The organism is Rhizobium sp. WYCCWR 11152, assembly GCF_013087615.1.
GTDB lineage: Bacteria > Pseudomonadota > Alphaproteobacteria > Rhizobiales > Rhizobiaceae > Rhizobium > Rhizobium indicum.
The window spans coordinates 1-17,088 of the sequence record NZ_JABFCP010000009.1; the positions used below are offsets into that span (position 1 = coordinate 1).

The 17,088-nt window shown below is 61.5% G+C and carries 15 protein-coding genes and 1 tRNA gene; 10 read left to right on the forward strand and 6 right to left on the reverse strand.

All coding sequences use genetic code 11. The features are described 5' to 3' along the window. Positions 1-485: 485 nt before the first annotated feature. Entirely contained in the window at positions 486-800 is a 315-nt protein-coding gene (locus G9X67_RS15135; RefSeq protein ID WP_246705418.1) for a helix-turn-helix transcriptional regulator, read from the reverse strand. A gap of 48 nt (positions 801-848) precedes the next feature. Continuing rightward, positions 849-922: transfer RNA gene (locus G9X67_RS15140), tRNA-Gln, on the reverse strand. 243 nt (positions 923-1,165) lie between these two features. On the opposite strand from G9X67_RS15140, the gene G9X67_RS15145 reads away from it, so the two are divergent. The 3 genes from G9X67_RS15145 (at position 1,166) to G9X67_RS15155 (ending at position 4,010) form a co-directional block, all read left to right on the forward strand. After that, entirely contained in the window at positions 1,166-2,734 is a 1,569-nt protein-coding gene (locus tag G9X67_RS15145) for a Ppx/GppA phosphatase family protein (protein WP_171599061.1), read from the forward strand. A gap of 14 nt (positions 2,735-2,748) precedes the next feature. Beyond that, positions 2,749-3,468: an RlmE family RNA methyltransferase gene (locus G9X67_RS15150; RefSeq protein ID WP_171599062.1), complete on the forward strand. Its 720-nt coding sequence runs from the start codon at positions 2,749-2,751 to the stop codon at positions 3,466-3,468. Positions 3,469-3,626: 158 nt separating this feature from the next. Then, positions 3,627-4,010, forward strand: a complete 384-nt coding sequence (locus tag G9X67_RS15155; protein ID WP_138328950.1) for a VOC family protein — start codon at positions 3,627-3,629, stop codon at positions 4,008-4,010. Positions 4,011-4,120: 110 nt separating this feature from the next. On the opposite strand, the gene G9X67_RS15160 is transcribed toward G9X67_RS15155, so the two are convergent. After that, entirely contained in the window at positions 4,121-5,545 is a 1,425-nt protein-coding gene (locus tag G9X67_RS15160) for a DHA2 family efflux MFS transporter permease subunit (protein WP_171599063.1), read from the reverse strand. 251 nt (positions 5,546-5,796) lie between these two features. Here G9X67_RS15160 and G9X67_RS15165 point away from each other — a divergent pair, with 251 nt between their 5' ends. From G9X67_RS15165 to G9X67_RS15190, 6 genes are all read left to right on the forward strand, one after another. Continuing rightward, positions 5,797-6,789, forward strand: a complete 993-nt coding sequence (locus G9X67_RS15165) for an MBL fold metallo-hydrolase (RefSeq protein ID WP_138328948.1) — start codon at positions 5,797-5,799, stop codon at positions 6,787-6,789. Positions 6,790-7,067: 278 nt separating this feature from the next. Beyond that, positions 7,068-8,552 carry an IMP dehydrogenase gene (guaB, locus tag G9X67_RS15170; protein ID WP_128440017.1) on the forward strand — a complete coding sequence of 495 codons (1,485 nt, stop codon included), beginning with the start codon at positions 7,068-7,070 and terminating at the stop codon, positions 8,550-8,552. A gap of 2 nt (positions 8,553-8,554) precedes the next feature. Continuing rightward, entirely contained in the window at positions 8,555-9,109 is a 555-nt protein-coding gene (locus tag G9X67_RS15175; protein ID WP_138328947.1) for a hypothetical protein, read from the forward strand. A 162-nt stretch (positions 9,110-9,271) separates the two neighbouring features. Beyond that, positions 9,272-9,688 carry an MAPEG family protein gene (locus G9X67_RS15180; RefSeq protein WP_138328946.1) on the forward strand — a complete coding sequence of 139 codons (417 nt, stop codon included), beginning with the start codon at positions 9,272-9,274 and terminating at the stop codon, positions 9,686-9,688. A 329-nt stretch (positions 9,689-10,017) separates the two neighbouring features. Further along, on the forward strand, positions 10,018-13,068 hold the full coding sequence (locus G9X67_RS15185) for an autotransporter domain-containing protein (RefSeq protein ID WP_246705419.1): 3,051 nt from the start codon (positions 10,018-10,020) through the stop codon (positions 13,066-13,068). Positions 13,069-13,282: 214 nt separating this feature from the next. Further along, positions 13,283-13,924 (forward strand): TetR family transcriptional regulator, encoded by a 642-nt coding sequence (locus G9X67_RS15190; protein ID WP_138328944.1) that lies wholly within the window; start codon positions 13,283-13,285, stop codon positions 13,922-13,924. Between the two features lie 6 nt (positions 13,925-13,930). On the opposite strand, the gene G9X67_RS15195 is transcribed toward G9X67_RS15190, so the two are convergent. Next, on the reverse strand, positions 13,931-14,887 hold the full coding sequence (locus tag G9X67_RS15195) for a LysR substrate-binding domain-containing protein (RefSeq protein WP_138328943.1): 957 nt from the start codon (positions 14,885-14,887) through the stop codon (positions 13,931-13,933). A gap of 213 nt (positions 14,888-15,100) precedes the next feature. Here G9X67_RS15195 and G9X67_RS15200 point away from each other — a divergent pair, with 213 nt between their 5' ends. Beyond that, positions 15,101-15,400 carry a DUF1127 domain-containing protein gene (locus G9X67_RS15200; RefSeq protein WP_138328942.1) on the forward strand — a complete coding sequence of 100 codons (300 nt, stop codon included), beginning with the start codon at positions 15,101-15,103 and terminating at the stop codon, positions 15,398-15,400. A gap of 264 nt (positions 15,401-15,664) precedes the next feature. Here G9X67_RS15200 and G9X67_RS15205 read toward each other — a convergent pair whose 3' ends face one another. Together G9X67_RS15205 and G9X67_RS15210 are read right to left on the reverse strand one after the other, a co-directional pair. Further along, a complete protein-coding gene (locus G9X67_RS15205) occupies positions 15,665-16,531 on the reverse strand; it encodes a DUF937 domain-containing protein (protein WP_138328941.1) in 867 nt (288 codons plus the stop codon). A gap of 175 nt (positions 16,532-16,706) precedes the next feature. Beyond that, the gene (locus G9X67_RS15210) at positions 16,707-17,036 is read right to left on the reverse strand and encodes a MurR/RpiR family transcriptional regulator (RefSeq protein WP_094086673.1); all 330 of its coding nucleotides are present in this window, start codon (positions 17,034-17,036) and stop codon (positions 16,707-16,709) included. Positions 17,037-17,088 lie beyond the last annotated feature (52 nt).

Consider the following 17,088-nt stretch of genomic DNA (forward strand, 5'->3'; position numbering starts at 1 on the left):
GGAATCCAGCAGCAATGCCAGAGCGCGTTTGGCAACCCGCGGCATCGCCAGCAGAGGGGCGACGAGCGACACTAACAACCATCCTGAGCGCCGTGTCTCAGAGGGAGAATTTTCAGGCATTGCTTACCAGCGTCTCGCAGATCAATAGACAACCACCTTCTTGTCGCTTTCTGCAATGAGCGCAACTGAAATAATCGGAAATCACGGTCTTCCGCAGTGCAGGCAGCTCGTGTCCGCCTCAAGAGGCGGCCCTGGGTGTCGGAACGCGTCATCGCGCTGTTTGATGACTTGGGAGCGGCGCTTCAATCTCGGACTTGGTGACCCCACTCATTCGATCCAGTACGAGCGGGTTTCAAATCACGTACCCACCGCCCCATCATCGAAAACCATGCCCGCATCAGTTTTTTAAGGATGTGCGCTTTCAGCCATTCCAATGGCGAGCGCGTCGACTGAAGGAATACGAGGATGCGGATGCGCATCCTGCATCAAACCAGATCGCCGAGGTCTACGTCCAGAATCCGAGCGATCGCCTTCAACGCGTCCAGGGAGCCTTCCTTCTTTCCGGTCTCGATTTCGGAAAGATAGGGCTGGGAGAGCCGAGCCTTTTTCGCCAGCTCCTTGACGCTCATGCCGCGATGCTTGCGGAACACGCGGACAGGATCTTCGCCTGAAATCAGCGCCTTGACGACGTCTTCCGGCCAGATCTCTTCGCCGGCATCGATGCGCACCTTTGCGGCGCGCGCGTCGCTGACGTCGACAAGGTCGCGGTAGTTTTCTTCGGAGAGAACGGAAATTCCCAACTGAGTGTCCAACTGACGCGAAATGTTCTGATTTAATGAGGGAAAATCTGGCTGGGGAACCTGGATTCGAACCAAGATTAACGGAGTCAGAGTCCGTCGTTCTACCATTGAACTATTCCCCAGCATAAGCGAACCGGCGGGCGGTCGGCTGGTGTGCGGCGCTTATAACCAAAAGCCGGGGGATTGCAAATAGCTGTTTTGAAAAAAATCGGTGCTGCCGCGGAAGACGTGAAACCGCGGCAAATCCCTTGTCCAAAAAAGAATTTGGTGATTTTGGCGGGCGCTGATATTCTTGCCGCAACGCAAAAATCGAATGAGCGCCTGCTGCATATCTCAAGACTTGCGCGGCGCGATGGAAAAACAACGTGGAAGACCCCGAAGGCGGCGCAAAGCCGCAATTTGACGGGGCGTCGGCGGCAGGGCGCAAGGACGGCAAGAAGTCCAGGCGCCGCAAGGGCAAACGTGGCGGGCAATCCCGCAACGCGGCTCATCCCGCTTCGCATGAGCCTTCCGGCGGTGCCGGACAGCCTGCGCGCCCGATGGAAGATGCAGCCGGGAATCCGGCCCGCAAGCGCAAGCGTCGCCGTCGTGGTGGCCATGGTGCTGTGCAGGATGGTTCACCTCTCCCCCAGGCAATGGAACAGACGGCAGCGGCAGGCAATGCTGTCCGCTCCGATAGCGATTCAGCGCCGAGCCGTCGCAATCGCCGCAAAAACCGCGGCAAGCGCGGTCTGCAGGGCCGGCCGCTGACACCGGCAAAACCATCAGGCGCCCAGCAGCAGGAAAGCCGCGCAGAAGAAACCGTGCTCAGGGCCGAACTGCGTGAAGCACTGAATGGCGCAAGCGCCAACCGCAGGGGCCGCCAGGAAAGCCAGTCCCATTCCGGGCATCCGGGGGATCGTCAGGCCGGCGAGCATGTGTGGCCGGAGGAGCTCTACGCCGCCCTCGATCTCGGCACCAACAATTGCCGCCTCCTCATTGCCCAGCCGACTCGTCCGGGTCAATTCCGCGTCGTCGATGCTTTTTCCCGCATCGTGCGCCTCGGCGAAGGCCTTGCGGCAAGCGGCCGTCTGTCGGATGAGGCGATGGAGAGGGCGATCGAGGCGCTGAGGATCTGCGCCTCCAAGCTCAGGAACCGGCAGATCCGCCGCATGCGGCTGATCGCCACCGAAGCCTGCCGCCAGGCAGTCAATGGCGAGGAATTCCTCAGCCGGGTCGTTGCCGAAACCGGCCTCGCGCTCGAGATCATCGATCGCGAGACAGAGGCGCGGCTTGCCGTCTCCGGCTGCTCCTCGCTGGTCGGTCGCGAGACGCGCTCCGTCGTGCTTTTCGATATCGGCGGCGGCTCGTCGGAGATTGCCGTCATCCGCATCGGCGACAATCGCTTCAGCCGCCTTGCCAATCACATCACCCACTGGACCTCGCTTCCGGTCGGCGTCGTGACCCTGTCGGAGCGCCATGGCGGGCACGACGTCACGCCGGAGGCCTTCGAAGGCATGGTGCGTGAAGTCGAAGGCATGCTTGGAAGCTTCAATTGCCCGGAGATCGAGGTCGCCCAGAGCGGCGACTTTCACCTGATCGGCACATCGGGCACGGTGACGACGCTTGCCGGCGTGCATCTCGACCTACCGCGTTATGACCGGCGCAAGGTCGATGGCATCTGGCTGTCCGACGATGAGGTCTCCGCCATGCAGGCAAAGCTTCTCTCCTGGGATTTCGCAAGCCGCGCCGCCAATCCCTGCATCGGGCCTGACCGGGCCGATCTGGTGCTCGCCGGCTGCGCCATTCTCGAGGCGATCCGCCGCCGCTGGCCGAGCCCGCGCATGCGGGTTGCCGATCGTGGCTTGAGGGAAGGTTTGCTCACCGACATGATGGCCGATGACGGCGTGTGGCGGCGCAATCGCAACCGCCGCGGCCAGCGCGTGAGATCGTGAGATAAGGAATAGGCATGACCAAGGCACCGATCGCGGGAAACCGCACCGGCCGCAAGCTCGGCCAGCGCGTCAAGAACAAGAAGATGAAGGCCTCCTCCCGCCAATGGCTGGAGCGTCACATCAACGATCCCTATGTGCAGCGCGCCCAACTCGAAGGCTATCGCGCTCGTGCCGCCTTCAAGCTGCTGGAGATCGATGAGAAGCATCACATCCTGCGCGGCGCCAGGCGCATCATCGATCTCGGCGCTGCCCCCGGCAGCTGGTCGCAGATCGCCGCCAAGGTCACCGGCTCGACGGATGGTGATATCCGTGTGGCTGCGATCGATTTCCTTGAAATGACCCAGCTGCCGGGGGTCAAGATCCTGCAGCTCGATTTCCTCGATCCCAGTGCGCCGGAAAAGCTGTTGGAGGCCGTCGGCGGCACGCCTGATCTCGTCATCTCCGACATGGCGGCGCCCACCACCGGCCACCACCGCACCGACCATCTGCGCACCATGCATCTCTGCGAAGTGGCGGCGCATTTCGCCGTCGAAGTGCTGGGGGAAGGCGGGCACTTCCTCACCAAGACCTTTCAGGGCGGCACGGAGCGTGAGCTGCTCGCCATGCTGAAGCAGAACTTCCGCCAGGTCGTCCATGTCAAACCGAACTCGTCGCGCGCCGAATCGGTCGAGATGTTCCTGCTGGCCAAGGGGTTCAAGGGGCGCAAGGCCGAAGGCGACGCAGAGGAAGCTTGATTTTCGGGCAGGTCCTGACGGATGATGGCGATCGACTGCATAACTCCTTAAAACGGTATCGATTTAAGGATAAGATATGCGGCAATGGAAAGCGTTTCCGCGTCCTTTGCGCGTATCAAAGGACGCGCCGCGCTGTCAGGATTTGAACCGCTGATCCCATGCTTCTTTACGTCACGCTCGGAACCAACGACCTTTATCGCGCAGGGCATTTTTATGATGCCGTGCTGTCTCCCCTCGGCTATCGCCGCCAGCGCTCTTCCGAAGAGGAAATCGGCTATGCCGCCGAGGGTGATACGCGCTGCCGCTTCTGGGTGGTGACGCCGTTCAATCACCGCCGGGCGACCTCAGGCAATGGCGCCATGGTCGCGCTCGCGGCCGAAACACGGGCGGATGTCGACGCCTTCCATGCGGCGGCAATCGCGGCAGGCGCCGTGGATGAGGGCGAGCCCGGCCTGCGCTCCTACCATGCCCATTTCTACGCCGCCTATGTGCGTGACCTCGACGGCAACAAGCTCTCTGCCGTCTGCGAAAACCCGCAGTAGCGGCTGCCTGTAGCGCCTCGCAATCTTTCAGATTCGCTCCTCGCGCTTTAGTCTTTGTTTCCACGCATGTCGTTGCCGCAAAACCGCGGCACACTGTTGCGCGACAAGTTTTATTTCACCGCGGGCTGTTCGGCTTCCACAGTTGCTGCCGTCATCGTCTTCAAGCGGTGCCCGGACACGAGTGCGCCGGCATTGCGGTCCATCCGGATGAAGGGAATGGTCGCAATGACGGTCAGCCCGGCGATGATGTAGAAGGCAAGGTGGAAATCGGCCACCTGCAGCGTTTCGCCGCGGAAATAGATCGAGCTCTCGAGGATCGCGGCGGCGAGTGCGACGCCAAGCGCCAGGCTGATCTGCTGCATCACCGAGCTCATCGATGTCGCTTGGCTCGCTTCCGCATCATCGATATCGGCGAAGGCAAGCGCATTGACGCCGGTGAACATGAAGGAGCGGGAGAAACCGCCGAGCAGCAGCACACCGATGATGACGAGATGCGGCGTCGACGGCGTGAACAGGCCGGTGACGACAGTCACCAGGGTCGTGACCATGGCGGCGCCGAGAAGCGTAGTGCGGAAGCCGGCGGCGGCGAAGACGCGCTTCGCCATGAACTTAGTGGTGATCGCCCCGATTGCGCCGGCAAAGGTGATGAGGCCGGATTGGAACGGCGTCAGCCCGAAACCGAGCTGCAGCATCAGCGGCGTCAGGAAGGGCATGGCGCCGACGCAGATACGGAAGAGCGTGCCGCCCAAGGTGGAGGTTCGAAACGTCGGGTTCTTGAACAGGTTGAGGTTGAGGATCGGCGCCGGATGCCGCTTGGCATGGCGCATATAGAGAAAGCCGCAAAGCACGCCGATCAAGGTGGCGGTGATGCCTATGATCGGGGGCAGGGCCGGCAGACTGACCACCGACAGGCCGAAGACGACACCCGCGGCCGAAAGCGAGGTCAGCACGAAACCGGTGAAATCGAGCCGCGGCGGCGCCGTCGCTTCCACCTCCGGCAGAAAAATCGTCGCAAGCCAGATGCCGATGATGCCGACCGGCACGTTGATCAGGAAGATCCAGTGCCAGCTGAAATAGGTGGTGATGAAGCCGCCGAGCGGCGGTCCGGTGAGCGGGCCGACAAGTGCGGGGATGGTGAGCAGCGCCATGGCCGAGACCAGATCGCTGCGCTTGGTGGTGCGCACCAGCACGAGGCGGCCGACGGGCGTCATCATCGCGCCGCCCATGCCCTGGAGGAAGCGCGCAAGCACGAATTCGACGAGGTTGGACGAGATTGCGCAGAGGATCGAGCCGATGACGAAGACTGAGATGGCACGCCGGAAGATCTTCTTGGCGCCGAACCTGTCGGCCATCCAGCCGCTCACCGGGATGAATACCGCAAGCGCCACCATGTAGGAGGTCAGCGCCAGCTTCAGCGTGATTGGCCCGACATGCAAATCCGCCGCGATCGCCGGCAGCGCCGTCGCAATGACGGTGGAGTCCATCTGTTCCATGAAAAGGGCGACGGCGAGGATCAGCGGGACGATGCGATTCATAGGCGGGAGCCTTGATGGGGCAGCGGATTGGAGCTGGAAAGGCCCGTGCTGTTTAGTCCCAGTGGCGGGTTCTGCCAATCCCCAAATCCGGGTCGACGACACGTTTGCTTCACGTCTGCGTGAGACGGCTTGCGCAACAACGTCGCCAGTCAAGATTGACATATGTTTACTTGGCCGGGGCAAGAAATCCGGTCGGAATCGACACTGGGGGCCGTGCGGCGACGCACCGCACGTCATAAGAGGATGGACATATGGCAATTTCATCGGGAATAAAACGACGTACCCTTTTTGCCGCAGGCCTTGGCCTGCTCGCGGCGCCGGTCATTTTAAGAGAGAAGGCCGAAGCGGCCGCAACTGGAGAAAGCAATCATATGGATGGAACGCTTTTGCCCGAGATCAATCAATTCAAGCTCGGTTCCTATAAGTTCACCGTCGTCCGTGACGGCACCAGCATTGTCGAAAAGCCCTATGAAACCTTCGGCACCAATCAGGATCCCGAAACCGTCAAGGCATTGCTGACCGCAAACTTCCTGCCGGCCGACAAGTTCATGAACGGCTATATGCCGGCTCTCATCGATACCGGTTCGGATGTCATCCTCGTCGATACCGGCTTCGGCGCTGGCGGCCGCGCACGTGGGGCCGGCCAACTGACCGAAGGCCTGAAGGCGGCGGGATATTCGGCCGACGACGTCACGTTGGTGGCGCTCACCCATCTGCACGGCGATCATATTGGTGGCCTGATGGAAGACGGTGCTGCTGCCTTCAAGAATGCCCGCTATGTCGTCGGCCAGGCCGAATATGACTTCTGGTCGGACAAGGCGCGTGAGGGTACGCCGGCTGAGGGCGGTCACAAGGCGGTGCTCGCCAATGTGGTGCCGCTTGCCGAAAAGACCACTTTCCTCAAGGAGGGTGATAGCTTTGCACCCGGCATAACGGCGATGCTGGCGGCCGGCCACTCACCGGGACATATGGTGTTCCACGTCGAATCCGAGGGCAAGCGCCTTGTGCTCACGGGCGATACCGCCAACCACTATATCCTGTCGCTGCTGCGGCCGGATTGGGAGGTGCGCTTCGACATGGACAAGACGCAGGCAGCCGCCACCCGCCGCAAGGTTTTCGAGATGATTGCGAGCGAAAAGATCGCCTTCCTTGGCTACCACATGCCGTTCCCGGCAGTCGGCTTCGTCGAGCGGCAGGATGGCGGGTACCGTTTCGTGCCGAAGACCTATCAGTTCGACATCTGATCCGAAGCGGTTCAGCCTTCACGGAAGCGCTGAACCGCGATAACATATTGTTTTTACAACGTTCTGGACAGAAAATTGCCTAGCGTTATTCCCGGAATGCTCCTGGCGCATGGCACCCATGACGAGCCCGGCGGGCAGGCCGGGCTTTTTGCTATTTCCTTCCTGTCATAGACGTGTTACCAGCCCTCGCCAACTTCCAAGCAACCCATGCAGACCGCCGGGGCGGACGATTCGTTTCCGGACAGGGTCGCATTTTTATTAAATGAAGGAATTTGGCCATGGCACGCATCATTGAAACGGCAACCGGCGCAGACGCGCTTACCTTCGACGACGTGCTGCTGCAGCCGGGACATTCCGAGGTCATGCCGGGCCAGACGAATATCTCCACCCGCATCGCCCGGGATTTCGAACTCAACATCCCGATCATCTCATCAGCCATGGATACCGTCACCGAGAGCCGCCTGGCGATCGCCATGGCCCAGGCCGGCGGCCTTGGCGTCATTCATCGCAACCTGACGCCGATCGAGCAGGCCGAGCAGGTCCGGCAAGTGAAGAAGTTTGAAAGCGGCATGGTCGTCAATCCGGTGACGATCGGCCCCGATGCGACGCTTGCCGATGCGCTCGGGCTCATGAAGTCCTACAGCATCTCCGGCATCCCCGTCGTCGAGAAGTCCGGCCGCCTCGTCGGAATCCTGACCAACCGCGACGTCCGCTTCGCTTCCGATCAGGAACAGAAGATCCATGAACTGATGACCAAGGACAATCTGGTCACCGTCAAGGAAAACGTCGATCAGCAGGAGGCCAAGCGCCTGCTGCATTCGCATCGCATCGAGAAGCTGCTGGTGGTCGATACCGAAGGCCGCTGCGTCGGCCTCATCACCGTCAAGGACATCGAGAAGTCCCAGCTGAACCCGAACGCTTCCAAGGATGCGCAGGGCAGGCTTCGCGCCGCCGCCGCCATCAGCGTCGGTGACGACGGCTTCGAGCGCGCCGAACGCCTGATCGAGGCCGGTGTCGACCTTCTGGTCGTCGATACCGCCCACGGCCATTCGCAGCGCGTCCTCGATGCCGTCACCCGCGTCAAGAAGCTTTCCAATTCGGTGCGCATCATGGCCGGCAACGTCGCCACCTATGACGGCACCAGGGCGCTGATCGATGCCGGCGCGGACGCCGTCAAGGTCGGAATCGGTCCGGGTTCGATCTGCACGACGCGCATCGTCGCCGGCGTCGGCGTGCCGCAGCTCGCCGCCATCATGTCGGCGGTGCAGGCCGCAAATGATCAGGATGTGCCCGTCATCGCCGATGGCGGCATCAAGTTCTCCGGCGATCTTGCCAAGGCGATCGCCGCCGGTGCTTCCGCCGTCATGATCGGCTCGCTGCTTGCCGGCACCGATGAGAGCCCGGGCGAGGTCTATCTCTACCAGGGACGTTCCTTCAAGGCCTATCGCGGCATGGGCTCCGTCGGCGCCATGGCCCGCGGCTCGGCCGACCGTTACTTCCAGGCCGAGGTGCGCGACACGCTGAAGCTCGTGCCCGAGGGCATCGAAGGCCAGGTGCCGTACAAGGGGCCGGTCTCGGGCGTTATCCACCAGCTCGCCGGCGGCCTCAAGGCGGCCATGGGTTATGTTGGCGGCAAGGACCTCAAGGATTTCCAGGAGCGGGCCACGTTCGTGCGCATCTCCGGTGCCGGCCTTCGCGAAAGCCACGCCCATGACGTGACGATCACCCGCGAGAGCCCGAACTATCCGGGCGCTGGCCTCTGATCATGAAGGCGGGCAGCGGGATTCCTCTCTGGATCGTCGCGCTGCTCGCAGCTCTCTGTCTTGCCGTGCTCGCCTGGACGACCTTCGGTTTCGTCGTTCCGTTCAAGCACGAAACCGGGCAGGCGGTCCTCGACACCTATTTCGCCGGTTACGACGAGTCGGCGGTCTTCCACATGCAGAAGCTGCTCGATGAGAACGAGACGGCGACCGGGCTGCTGCGCGCCATGTATTTCGGGCCGGAGCTGATCTTTCCGGCATTGCTGACGGCGCTGCTGTTCCTCGCCTTCCTCAAGCTCGGTCCCGTCGGCTCGTGGTTCGGCCAATCGGTGCATCCGCTCATCGGCAAGGCGGTATACCTGCTGCCATTCATCTATGGCATCGCCGACTATGGCGAGAACATCTCGAGCCTGATGGCCTTCGGCAACGGTGCGCCCTCAACTGTTGCAACGCAGCTGCTGCCGTGGATGACACGGCTGAAATTCGCAAGCCTCGCCATCTGCTTCATCCTCATCGCCCGGTTTGCCATTGCCCGCTGGCTCTCGCCGCGCCAGGACTGAGGCGCCGTATTCCATCCAGCTCCATGTCGAAAAGCCGAGACACCTGCGCCGACGTGCCTTAGCGACGCAGGTGCCGATGGGGCGTTGCCCTATGCTGGTATCCAGCTCCCCTTTCGGCTAATGCTCGCGACGAAAGCGGAAGCGGAAAGGAAACGGCCACACATGACCGGCTATCAAATCTTCTGGCCACTCCTCGCCCATGTGGCCCTGGTCTATGGTCTTTATGCGCTTCTTGGGCTTCGGCGCGCAAAAATGCTCCGCGCCGGCAGCATCGCGAAATCGGATTATCGCGAAAACCGTGACGAGCCGGCCGAGAGCCTTGCCGTCAAGAACTGCCTCGCCAACCAGTTCGAACTGCCTGTGCTCTTCCATGTCTGCTGCATTCTTCTTTATATCGCGGACGCCGACAATATCGTCACCGTCGGGCTTGCCTGGATCTTCGTCGCCCTGCGCTACGCCCACGCCGCCATCCATGTCACCAGCAACGATCTGCGTTATCGCAGCCCGATCTTCGCTGCCGGTTACCTGGTGCTTGCCGCCATGTGGGTCTGGCTTGCCGCATGGATGGTGATGAGCTGAGGCGACAGGCGCTGCCGCCCCATCATTTGCCCGTAAGTGTTGCAGGCCGACGACGCAAAATGCCGGCATCGGCGCCTAAATGGCCGCCGGACGATGAGTCATTCCCAACGATATTGCTTTCACAGTGAAGAGGCGGTGGACCAGTCAAAACATGCGCCTAAAGCGTGCGACGTAAGGCTGTTGTTCCCGCGGCCGATGAATATTTCAGTAACATGGTTACTAATATTTAAATTGATTGGTCTATTTCTGCGCGAGCGAATGACGGTGGGGACGATTTGCGAGCGAGCATGGGCGAAAGGATGTGTGGAGCGGCAATCCATGGGATGGCCATGCTGCGACTTGCGGGTTTGGCGAGCACTGCGGCGCTGGTCCTGGCCGTGCAGCCGGGATGGGCGCAGGTCATCACCGGCAATGACACGGAGATCGTCGATGGCAACGATCCGGGCGGTGCCGGCCCGGGCACGCAACCGAGCCCATGGACAATCAATACCGACCTCCTCGTGGGCGACCAGAACGGCGACGACGCAGCCCTTATCATCCGCAATGGCGGCGCCGTCAGCAATGACATCGGCGTGCTCGGCGTCGACCCGGGCGCCAGCGGCACGGTGACGGTCACGGGGGCAGGCTCAACCTGGACCAATGCCGACGACCTTTATATCGGCAATGAAGGCACCGGCACGCTCACCATCGAAAACGGAGGTGCTGTCGACAATATCAACGGTTATATCGGCTATTTCTCCGCCGCTGCCAGCGGCACGGTGACGGTGACAGGCAGCGGCTCGACCTGGACGAATTCGCAGGATCTCACCATCGGCGATAGCGGCGCCGGTACTCTGATCATTTCCAATGGCGGAACGGTCAACAGCGCGTCCGGCTATATCAGCAATGATTCCACCGCCATCGGCGAGGTCATCGTTACCGGCCCGAACTCGGTCTGGAGCAACTCCACCGAAGTCTCGGTCGGCACGGCCGGCGCGGGATCACTGACCATTTCGAACGGCGGCTCGGTCACCGGCAGCCTGGGTTATGTCGGCTTCAGTACGAACGGCAGCGGCGTGGTCAGCGTGACGGGCACGGGATCGAGCTGGATCAGTTCCAGCGCGTTGTTTGTCGGCGAATTCGGCTCGGGCAGCGTGACGGTCGAGAACGGCGGCATGATTTCGGCTTCCGGGGTTGTCATCGCCGACGATTCGGGCGCCACGGGAACGGTAGAACTTGTCGGCAGCGCCGGAAGCGGACGCGGCGTCCTGGAGACCGGTTATATCGACAGGGGCGCCGGTGACGCCGGCCTCGTCTTCGATGGCGGTATTCTGCGTGCAACGGGCAATGAGGCGAATTTCCTGGGCGGGTTCAACGCCGGAGATGTCATGCTCGATGCGGGCGGCGCCTTTATCGACACCAACGGCTTTGCCATCGGCATTGGGACGGATCTGCAAGGTGCTGGCGGTATGACCAAGCAGGGCGCCGGCACGCTGACGCTGTCGGGCGCCAGCAGCTATGGCGGCGTGACCACGGTCGAGGCCGGCACTTTGCAGGCGGGCAGCGCCGGCGCCTTCGTGCAGAACGGCGCCTATGCGGTCAATGGCGGCATACTCGATCTCGGCGGCTTCGACCTGGCCATGGGAGAACTTTCGGGAAGCGGCGGCGAGATCGCCATCGGCGGCGCCGAACTCACGCTCGATCAGACGAGCAACACCACCTATGGCGGTATATTCTCCGGCAGCGGCGACGTCACGATGCTGGGCAGCGGCACCTTGCGTCTGACCGGCAACAGTTCGGGCTATGCCGGCACGACCACGGTTTCGGACGGACGCCTGATCGTCAATGGCAGCCTTGGCGGCATCTTGATGATGACGGGCGGCACGCTGGCCGGGTCGGGTCATATCGGTACGGTGACCGCCGGCGCGGGCGTCACCATCGCGCCGGGCAACTCCATCGGAACATTGACCATCGGCGGCAACCTCACCCTCAATCCCAGTTCCACCTATGAGGTCGAGGTCGATCCGGCTGGCACTGCCAGCGATTTAATCTCGGTCACGGGCATCGCGTTCCTCAATGGCGCCAGCGTTGCCCATGTCGGGATGAATGGCGACTACCAGCCTTTCTCGACCTATACGATCCTGACGGCCGCCGGCGGGATCAACGGAACATTCGGCGCCGTCACGTCCGATTATGCCTTCCTCTCGGCGAATCTGTCCTATGATCCGAACAACGTCTATCTGGAAATCGAACGCAACGACGTGCGTTTCAGCGACATGGCCCGGTCGCGCAACCAGATGGCAGCGGCAGAGGCTGCAGAGAATCTCGGAACTGGCAACGATATCTACGACGCCATCGTCACATTGCCCGATGACGAGCCGCTGATCCAGGCCAGTTACGACGCGCTTTCCGGTGAAATCCATGCCTCGATCAAAACGGCGCTGATCACGCAAAGCCTCTTTGTCCGCGAGGCCGCCAACGAGCGCCTGCGTTCCGCGTTCGGCGATGCCGGTGCCGGCGTGATCCCGATTCAGGCTTTCTGGCCGGGCGGCCCGGAACTCGTCGCTGCCGATCCTTCGGACGCGCCGGTTTTCTGGAGCACGGCCTTTGGCGGCGCAAGCGAGACGCGCACGGACGGCAATGCCGCCACACTCAACCACCAGACCGGCGGGTTTCTCGCTGGCGTCGACGCCATGTTCGATGACGTCAGGCTCGGCCTGATGGCCGGTTACAGCAATTCCCGATTTGATCCGAGGCACCGGAGCTCATCGGGATCAAGCGACGATTATCACCTCGGCCTTTACGCCGGCACGCAATGGGGCGGTCTCGTCTTCCGCTCCGGCATCGCTCATACGTGGCACGAGATCGAGACCAGCCGCAGCGTCTTTATGGGGAGCTTCGAGGACAGGCTGGAAGCGAGCTATAATGCCGGCACGCTGCAGGCATTTGCGGAGCTGGGCTATCAGTTTGATACGGCGGCGGCCTCTTTCGAGCCCTTCGTCAATCTCGCTCATGTGGGTATTCGAACGGCGGGTTTCACCGAAGAGGGCGGGGCGGCTGCGCTCCACAGCTCCAGCCGCATGACCAACACCACGATCACCACGCTTGGGCTGCATGCTGAAATGGAGATCCGCCTGGGTGAGACGAACGCCACCCTGCGCGGCATGTCAGGCTGGCGGCACGCCGCCGGCGACATCGTTCCGCTGTCGACGCAGGCTTTTGCCGGAGGCGACGCGTTCACCGTCGCCGGCGTGCCGGTGGCAGAGAACGCCTTGGTTCTCGACGCCGGGCTCGACTTCGACCTCACCGGAAGCGCCATCCTCGGCATCGCCTATTCCGGCCAGATTGCCGATAACGCGCAGCAGCATGGGGTTAAAGCGGCGCTGTCGGTGAAATTCTAGAAACGTCCCGATTTAAATACGAGATGCATTGCAGCGCTCCCGCGTCTTTTCAGGCGCGTAAGGACATTGCAACACTTTGAGTTGCAGCATAATGCCGTAGAGCCCCGTTTTTCATACGCTTTTGCCGGTCGTTAAAATGCGAGTGTTTCCATTTACGGCCGATGAAGACCTGCATGTCATGCCTTCCGGCGCGAACAAAAAGAATGGGAACGACATGGGCGCGGAAAGCATGGATCGGATCGGCTTGCGCAGGAAGCCGAAGCAGGAGCGCAGCATCCAGAGGCTGGACCTCATTCTCGCCGCCGCCGCCAAGATCATCGCCGAAAAGGGCGTCAGCGCCATGCGGATGACGGAACTTGCCATCGCCGCCAAGGTGCCGATCGGTTCGGTCTACCAGTATTTCCCGGAGAAGGCGGCGATCGTCAAAGCCCTGTTCGACCAGCACGCCTCGGCGATCCAGGCGAAGATGGCGGCGATGTTTGCCGACGTTCAGTCACTCGACCAGGCGCAGGACGTCGTCTGCGCCACCATCGACTGGTATTACGATTCCTACCACAACGATCCCGTCTATCTCGGTGTCTGGATGGGAACGGAGACCGATCAGGATCTGCTGCAGTTGAATATCGAGCACAGCGGTCACGTCGCCGGCATCTTCCATGACGCCGTGCGTCAGCTGGCTCCCGACCTTTGCGACGAAGAAATGTATGCGCGCACTTACCTATTCAGCCACCTGATCGGCGCCGTCATCCGGCTTGCCGCCGTCAGCGAGGAGGCCTTGGCGCGGCGTATGCTCGATGAGTGGAAGCGCGTCATCCGCGCCTCCCTTTTCGCCACGACCCTGCCGCGCGCCGCCTGAGAGCGGCTACCAGCTTGGGACCATATTGGCCGCCTTCAGCCGCGGATAAAGGCGCGCCTGGGTAGATTTGACGTCTGCCTCGAGGCTGTCGTCGACGACAGTGGGCGTGATGTTGTCGAGGCAGGCGGTGATATGCGCGGTGATCGCGTTCATCAGCGAGAGCGAAACGCCCGGTCGCTTCATGATGCCGATCTGCACCGGCGGCAGCGCCGGGAAGCCGTCCGCCTGGCTCAACACCTTCATGCCCGTCCGCAGCGCCGATTCCGGCATCACCGAAACCGCCATGCCGGCAAGCACAGCAGCGGCAACGACGGTGCAGGACCAGCTGGTGAACAGGATCTGGTGCTCGCGCCCCACAGCATCGAGCGCCGAGCAGGCGAGCTGGCGCCACTGGCAGTCACGCCGGCCGACGGCAAGCGGCACCGGCGCGTCGTCGCGGATCGGATGGTTGGCCGAACCCACCCAGCAGAGCGGCTCGGTTCTCACCACATCGGACATGCGCTCACGCGGATTGTGGGTGACGAGCGCGATGTCGAGCTCGCCCTTATGCATGCGTTCGGCAAGATCCACCGAGGGCTCGCAGACGATATAGAGCTCGACATTCGGATGCGTCTTGGCGAAGCGGCCGATGATCTCGGGCATGTAGCGGTCGGCATAGTCATCAGGCGTGCCGATCCGCAGCGTCCCTTCCAGCCTGTTGTCGTCGAAGGCCGCGATCGCCTCATTGTTGAGGCGGATGATGCGCCGGGCATAGTTGAGCAGCTTTTCGCCCTCGACCGTCAGCCGGTTGCCGCGGCCGTCCTTGATGAACAGCTGCTTGCCGATGCGCTCCTCGAGACGGCGCATCTGCATGGAGACGGCCGATTGGGTCTTGTAGACCCTGTCGGCGGCCTTGGTGAAGCTGCCGGAATCGACGATGGCGATGAAAGTCTGCAATTGGTCGAGATCAAGAGGCGCGGACATGTTGTCACCCATAAAGATAGCTGATGATAATCATTAGAAACATTCGTTGGACTGATCAATAGGTCTTTGGCATCTTCGGGATGCAAATCAAGCAAAGTGAAGGACAGACACCCTGCCTGTCCGAGCGAATTCAGCCTTGCTCCTTCCCGCACGACCTCGCGGGAGGGGTGGGTTGTTGCGCGCCTGAAAGAAATCGAAAGAAAGGAGAGTCCCATGCGGATGACAGACAGAACAATAGAACTCGACTGCGGCAAGCTCACCCCGACGTTTCCCCAGCGTCTGGCAGCAGGCCTCGCACCGTTGACCTCCCTCTTTCGCGGGTTCCGCAATCGGATGGAGATCAACACGCTGCACGATCTGAGCGACGCTCAGCTGAGGGATATCGGCCTTAGCAGGGCCGACCTGACCTCCGCGTTCCTGGCGTCGACCTTTTTCGAGGACCCGTCGGAACATCTGACGCGCTCGGCGCGCAATCGCTGGCGCCTGTCGCTCTTCCGCTCCTACGAACAGTAGGAGCGGCGAGTTTCCCCGCAGGGTGATAGCCAATAGCCCTGCCGCTTGACCCGGTGATCGGCTTTCCCAAGCCATCTCCGGGTTTTTTTATGCGCTAAAGCATGTCGCGCAAAAGTGTGTCGCGGTTTTGCGATAACGACATGCGCAAAAATCTAAAGCATGTCGCGCAAAACTGTGCCGCGGTTTTGCGGCAACGACATGCGCGAAACCAACCACCTAAAGCGTGGCAAGCGAATCTGAAAGATCGCGTCGCGCTTTAGAGCGCTATTCGCCCTTGTCCGAGGAGGGCTTCGGCCGATAGGTTTCGAAGATCGCTTCCAGGTTCCTCTGGTAGTTCTTCTGCACTTCCAGTCCGCTGTCGAACATGGCGTTCAGCATCTCGGTATAGCTGTCGGCATTGAGCTTCGCCTCTTCCTTCGGCGCCTCCGGCGTCTTGGTCTTGGTCGGGGCCGCCGGCTGCTGGCCGAGCCCGCCCATCATCTCCTGGAACGCCTTGGCAAAGGGATTGTCGAGGAAGGGGTTCGGTTGAGATGTCGCTTCCGGCTTCGGCACCGAAAACATCAGCTGCATCGCCTGCGTGAAGGGATTGTCGAAGATGCTGGGTTCCGGAGCTGTCTTCGGCTTCGGCGCAAAGCCGGTGCTTTCCAGCCACTTCTGGATGGTCTCGTTCATCGCGGTGTTGACGAAGGGGTTGACCGGCGAGGCCATCTGGCCGGTCGTCTGTTTGAACAGCCCGCCCATCAGCGTATCGGCGAGCACCGGCAGCATCCGTTTGTAGATATCCTGGCCGATGCCGGTCATCTGCGCGGCCTGGGCCGCGACCGCACGCGAAACCTCCTTCGAACCGAAGAGTTGAGCAAGGATATTGTTGCCGTCGGAAATGCCCTCCGGCGTGAACGCCCGGTTCATATCCTCGAAATATCGCGCATAATTGCCGGAGGAGACCGCCTGCATCAGCCCGACGAAATCATAGGGATTGCTGGTGCTGCGCTTCAGCCCTGCGGAAAAGGCCGGCATCAGCGCCGCCATTGCCTTCGTCGCTTGTTCCTGCGCAAGGTTGAACTGCCGGGCGATCGCCTCCATCGCCGCGCCGTTCTGCGCCTGCATCATCATGTCGAAGAGTGGCAGCATGGAGGTCCCTTTCCCCGAGTCGTGACGCGTGTCACGTCACTATATCCGGAAATGGTAATGTGCAAACGGCTTTTTGCCATAAGAACTTAGGGAGGAATTTTTTTGCTGGAGCATGCGGTCGAGCCTCAGCGGCAGATCAGTGGAACACCGCCGCCGGCCCTCTCGCTTTAGGACATCATCGGTTCGGGATGGGAGGCGCGTGTCGGGCAGTGTTTATGCTCTGCTCGGCAAGGCGGGATGTTTTCAGATGCTGCCGGAAAAATGTCTTGAAGTCGCGAAAGCTCGCAAATCCGAGAGCGGTGGCAACGCGAACGACGGTGGAGGGGGAGACGGAGCACTTGAGCGCGACAGAAGCGACGGTCCCGAACGCGATCAGTTCCGGATTTGTGAGCGCCATGCGGGCAGCGCGTTCCTGCTGTTCGGGCAGCGTCAAGCCTGTCTTGACGATCATGGCCTTGAGTTCGGTCAGATCGGTCGGCCGCTTGAGATTTTCCTCAGAATTCATGACCGTGGTTCCTTCGAGATGCAGTGCGCCGGCTCCGGACGCACCGCGGTTG